This window comes from Candidatus Sulfotelmatobacter sp. (assembly GCA_035498555.1).
Taxonomy (GTDB): domain Bacteria; phylum Eisenbacteria; class RBG-16-71-46; order RBG-16-71-46; family RBG-16-71-46; genus DATKAB01.
This window is the reverse complement of sequence record DATKAB010000098.1, coordinates 1-4,641: the sequence shown is the minus strand read 5'-3', so window position 1 is coordinate 4,641 and position 4,641 is coordinate 1. Positions and strand designations below refer to the sequence as shown.

5 protein-coding genes are annotated in these 4,641 nt (G+C 67.5%); all 5 read right to left on the bottom strand.

The window, feature by feature from the left end; translation table 11 throughout:
- Positions 1-1,097 (bottom strand): F0F1 ATP synthase subunit beta (atpD, locus tag VMJ70_09185; GenBank protein ID HTO91291.1); only part of this gene is annotated, 1,097 nt, incomplete at its 3' end.
- 50 nt (positions 1,098-1,147) lie between these two features.
- A complete protein-coding gene (gene atpG, locus VMJ70_09180) occupies positions 1,148-1,999 on the bottom strand; it encodes an ATP synthase F1 subunit gamma (GenBank protein ID HTO91290.1) in 852 nt (283 codons plus the stop codon).
- A gap of 3 nt (positions 2,000-2,002) precedes the next feature.
- A complete protein-coding gene (atpA, locus tag VMJ70_09175; protein HTO91289.1) occupies positions 2,003-3,511 on the bottom strand; it encodes a F0F1 ATP synthase subunit alpha in 1,509 nt (502 codons plus the stop codon).
- A 45-nt stretch (positions 3,512-3,556) separates the two neighbouring features.
- On the bottom strand, positions 3,557-4,102 hold the full coding sequence (atpH, locus tag VMJ70_09170) for an ATP synthase F1 subunit delta (GenBank protein HTO91288.1): 546 nt from the start codon (positions 4,100-4,102) through the stop codon (positions 3,557-3,559).
- Positions 4,102-4,593, bottom strand: coding sequence for a F0F1 ATP synthase subunit B (gene atpF, locus VMJ70_09165; GenBank protein HTO91287.1), 492 nt, complete (start codon positions 4,591-4,593; stop codon positions 4,102-4,104). The genes atpH and atpF overlap by 1 nt, the downstream gene beginning before the upstream one ends.
- Positions 4,594-4,641: the final 48 nt, after the last annotated feature.

Sequence of the window (4,641 nt, the reverse complement as noted above, 5' to 3'; positions counted from 1 at the left end):
CGCTGCACCGTGCGCGCGGTGTTGTAGTGCTCCTCCCCGACGATCGCCGGATCGAGGATGCGGCTGGTCGAGCCGAGCGGATCCACCGCCGGGTAGATGCCGAGCTCCGAGATCGCGCGGTCGAGCACGGTGGTGGCGTCGAGGTGCGAGAACGCGGTGGCCGGCGCCGGATCGGAGAGATCGTCGGCCGGCACGTAGATCGCCTGCACCGAGGTGATCGAGCCGCGGGTGGTGGTGGTGATGCGCTCCTGCAGCGCGCCCATCTCGGTGGCCAGCGTCGGCTGATAGCCGACCGCGCTCGGCATGCGGCCGAGCAGCGCCGACACTTCCGAGCCGGCCTGCGTGAATCGGAAGATGTTGTCGACGAAGAACAACACATCCTTGCCCTGCTCGTCGCGGAAGTACTCGGCCATGGTGACGCCGGTGAGTCCCACGCGCAGGCGCGCACCGGGCGGTTCGTTCATCTGCCCGAACACCATCACGGTCTTCGAGATCACGCCCGACTCGGTCATCTCGCGATAGAGGTCGTTGCCCTCGCGCGTCCGCTCGCCCACCCCCGCGAACACCGAGAAGCCGCCGTGCTGGGTGGCGATGTTGCGAATCAGCTCCTGGATGACGACGGTCTTGCCCACGCCGGCGCCGCCGAACAGACCGACCTTGCCGCCACGCTGATAGGGCGCGAGCAGATCCACCACCTTGATGCCGGTCTCGAACAGCTGCTTCTCGGTCTGCTGCTCGGCGAAGGTCGGCGCCGGGCGGTGAATCGGGAGGCGCTTCTTGGTGTGAACCGGGCCCTTGCCGTCGATCGGGTCCCCGGTCAGGTTGAAGATGCGCCCCAGGCACTCCTCGCCCACCGGCACCGAGATCGGTGCACCCGTATCCACCGCGCGCATCCCTCGGACGAGGCCGTCGGTCGAGTCCATGGCGATGCAGCGCACCACGTTGTCGCCGACATGCAGCGCGGCCTCGACCGTGAGCGGGCGGTCGCGATTCGGATCCTCGACCAGGATGGCGTTGTAGATCTTGGGCAGCTTGTCCGGATCGAACTCCACGTCCACCGTGGGACCAATCACCTGCACCACTCTTCCTGCGTTCACTTGCGCCTCCAGGGCTTCGGTCGAAGCCGCATTGATTCCGTAGCGATCCGCTACTTCAAAGCTTCCGCGCCGCCCACCAGCTCGGCGATTTCCTTGGTGATCGCCGCCTGGCGCAGCCGGTTGCGCATCAGCGTCAGCGCGTCCACCAGCTCGCCGGCGTTCTTGCGCGCCGCGCCCATCGCCACCATGCGCGCCGAGTGCTCGGACGCCAGCGCGTCGGCCATCGCCGCGTAGAGTTTGGCGGTGGTGTAGCGCGGCAGCAGGTCGGCGAAGATGGTCTCGGCGTCGGGTTCGAAGATCGTGCCGCGATCGGCGGCGGCGTTCCCGCTGGTGCCGACCGGCAGGAACGCCTCGGCGGTGACGCGCCGCACCAGCGCGTTCACGAAATGCGAGTAGATCAGCTCGACGCGATCGACTTCGCCGCCGATGAAGCGCGCGCTCAGGTCGTCGGTGAGCTTGCGAGCCAGATCGAGACTCGCCTCGCCGGGCAGTTCCGTGTGAGACGCCAGCACCGGATAGCCGCGGCGCTTGAGATAGTCACGCCCCTTGCGCCCCAGCACCACGAGCTGTACCGCGCCCGGCTCGGCGGCGCGCAGGCGCCGCTCGGCCTCGCGCAGCACATTGGTGTTGTAGGCGCCGGCGAAGCCGCGATCGGCGGTGATCAGCACCAGCGCCGTGCGCTTCACCTCGCGAGCCTTGAACAGCGGATGCTCGAGCTCGGCGGCAGCACCCGCCAGCTTGTCGAGCATCTCGGTGATCTTCTTCGCGTACGGGGAAGCCGCCAGCGCCCGAGCCTGAGCGCGCCGCAGCTTGGCCGCGGACACCATCTCCATGGCCTTGAAGATCTGCTGCATGCTCGAGGTGGCGCGGATGCGCCGCCGCAGGTCCTTGAGTGACGCCATGCGCTAGGCCTTGAACTGCGCCTTGAACGCCTTGCACGCTTCAGCCAGGCGCTTCCCGTCGTCGTCGGAGATCGCCCTGGCGGTGCGGATGTTGTGCGGCACCTCGGCGTAGTTCTTGGCCACGAACGCCAGCCACTCGGTCTCGAAGCGGCGGACCGCCGCGACCGGAACGTCGTCGAGGTAGCCGTTGGTGCCGGCCCAGATCGAGATCACCTGCGATTCGACCGGCAGCGGCACGAATTGGCCCTGCTTCAGGAGCTCGACCATGCGTTCACCGCGGGTGATCTGCGCCTGGGTGGCCTTGTCGAGATCGGAGCCGAACTGGGCGAAGGCCGCGAGCGCGCGATACTGGGCGAGGTCGAGGCGCAGGCGGCCGGCCACCTGGCGCATCGCCTTGATCTGGGCATTGCCGCCGACTCGCGATACCGAGATGCCGACGTTGATCGCGGGACGGACGCCGGCGTAGAACAGATCGGACTCGAGGAAGATCTGGCCGTCGGTGATCGAGATCACGTTGGTCGGAATGTAGGCGGACACGTCGCCCGCCTGAGTCTCGATGAACGGCAGCGCGGTGAGCGAGCCGCCCTTCAGGTCGTCCGAGAGCTTGCAGGCGCGCTCGAGCAGCCGCGAGTGCAGGTAGAACACGTCGCCCGGGTACGCCTCGCGCCCCGGCGGCCGGCGCAGGAGCAGCGAGAGCTGGCGATAGGCGGCGGCGTGCTTCGAGAGGTCGTCGTAGACACACAACACGTGACCGCCGTTGTAGGTGAAGTCCTCGCCGATCGCGCAGCCCGAGTAGGGCGCGATGAACTGGAGCGGCGCGGATTCCGAAGCCGACGCCGTCACCACGATCGTGTACTCCATGGCGCCGTGCTTCTCGAGCGTGCCGACCACGTTCGCGACCGTGGATTCCTTCTGGCCAATCGCGACGTAAATGCAGATCACGCCGGTGCCCTTCTGATTGATGATGGTGTCGATCGCGATCGTGGTCTTGCCGGTCTGGCGATCGCCGATGATCAGCTCGCGCTGGCCGCGGCCGATCGGAATCATGGAATCGATGGCCTTGATGCCGGTTTGGAGCGGCTCCTTGACCGGCTGGCGCTGGATCACGCCGGGCGCCTTGAACTCGATGGTGCGGAACTTGTCGGCGCCGATCGGGCCCTTGCCGTCGACCGGATGGCCGATGGCGTTGACCACGCGTCCGACCATCGCCTTGCCGACCGGCACCGAGGCGATGCGGCCGGTACGCTCGACGCGATCGCCTTCCTTGATGTCCTTGTCCGAGCCGAACAGCACGGCGCCCACATTGTCTTCCTCGAGATTCAGCACCATGCCGACCACGTCGCCGGGGAACTTGAGCAGCTCGCCGGCCATCGCGTCTTCGAGACCCCAGAGGCGTGCAATGCCGTCGCCTACCGACAGCACCGTGCCCACGCTCTTGGTCTCGAGCTTGGCTTCGTAGCGTTCGAGTTCCTGCGCCAGGACGGCGCTCACTTCTTCGGGTCGAAAGGACATGAGGTTGGGCCCCGTTCTCTGGTTCTGGTCAGGCGGCGTCGCCGCTCACACACTCGTTTCCAAGAGTCGCTGCTCGATGGCATCGAGCAGGCTGCGCACCGAGCGATCCATCACGTGGTCGCGGATTCGGGCGAGCGCGCCTCCGACCAGCCGAGCGTCCACGCTGGCGGCCAGCTTGATGCTCTTGCCGGTCGAGCGCTCGAGCTCGGCGTGGATGCGCTTGCGCTCGGAATCGGTGAGCGGCACCGCGCTCACCACCTGTGCGCGCTCGATGCCCATGGCACGTTCGACCAGGCCTTCGAACCGGGTCACGATCGTCTCGAATTCGCCGAGGCGCTTCTTGCGCAGCAGCAGGTCCACGAACAGCGCCACGGATCGCAGCACGCGCTGCTCCAGCACCTTCAGCACGGTGGCACGCTTGTCGGCCAGCGACACCAGCGGCGCCGCCAGCAGCCGCCCGACCGTCGACGCGGGGTCGAGCACGCCACGCAGGCCCTCGAGATCCTCGAGCGCCTTCCGGGTCTCGCCGCGACGCTCGGTGATCATGAACAGCGCGCGGGCGTAGCGCTCGGCGACCGTGGTGTCCTTCATCATTTCTCGGCGCCCACCTCTTCGACGAACTCACCCACCAGCCTCCGCTGCGCCGCGTCGTCGAGTTTCTGGCGCAGGATCTTCTCGGCGGTGCGCATGGAGAGGTGGATGATCTGCTCCTTGACGCTCTCCTTGGCCTTCTCGCGCTCGCGAGCGATCTCGTCCTGCGCACGCTCGAGCCGCGCCGCCGCGTCGCCCTGCGCCTGCTGGCGAATCTCGCCCGCCACCTTCTCGCCTTCGGCGATCGCCTCCTGAATGCGGGCGCGCGCTCGGGCCTCGATGCCGCGGAGCTCGGACTCGTAGCGCGCCTTCGACTCGTTGGCTTCGGCCCTCGCCCGGTCGGCGGCGGCGAACTCACCGGCGATCTTCGCGCGGCGCTCCTCCAGCACCTTCATGACCGGACCCCAGGCGAACTTCCGCATCCCCCACAGCAGGATCAGAAACCCGAGGATCTGGGTGACGACCTGCCGGATGTCGATCAGATTTCCCATTGACCCCTTCCGACGAGTTGCCCCGCGTACTCCGGCGCAATCTCGGGT

Bases quoted from the DNA above. Each gene is read 5' to 3' on its own strand.
- atpG (HTO91290.1), bottom strand. From the start codon at position 1,999: ATGGCGTCACTCAAGGACCTGCGGCGGCGCATCCGCGCCACCTCGAGC.
- atpF (HTO91287.1), bottom strand. From the start codon at position 4,593: ATGGGAAATCTGATCGACATCCGGCAGGTCGTCACCCAGATCCTCGGG.
- atpH (HTO91288.1), bottom strand. From the start codon at position 4,102: ATGAAGGACACCACGGTCGCCGAGCGCTACGCCCGCGCGCTGTTCATG.
- atpA (HTO91289.1), bottom strand. From the start codon at position 3,511: ATGTCCTTTCGACCCGAAGAAGTGAGCGCCGTCCTGGCGCAGGAACTC.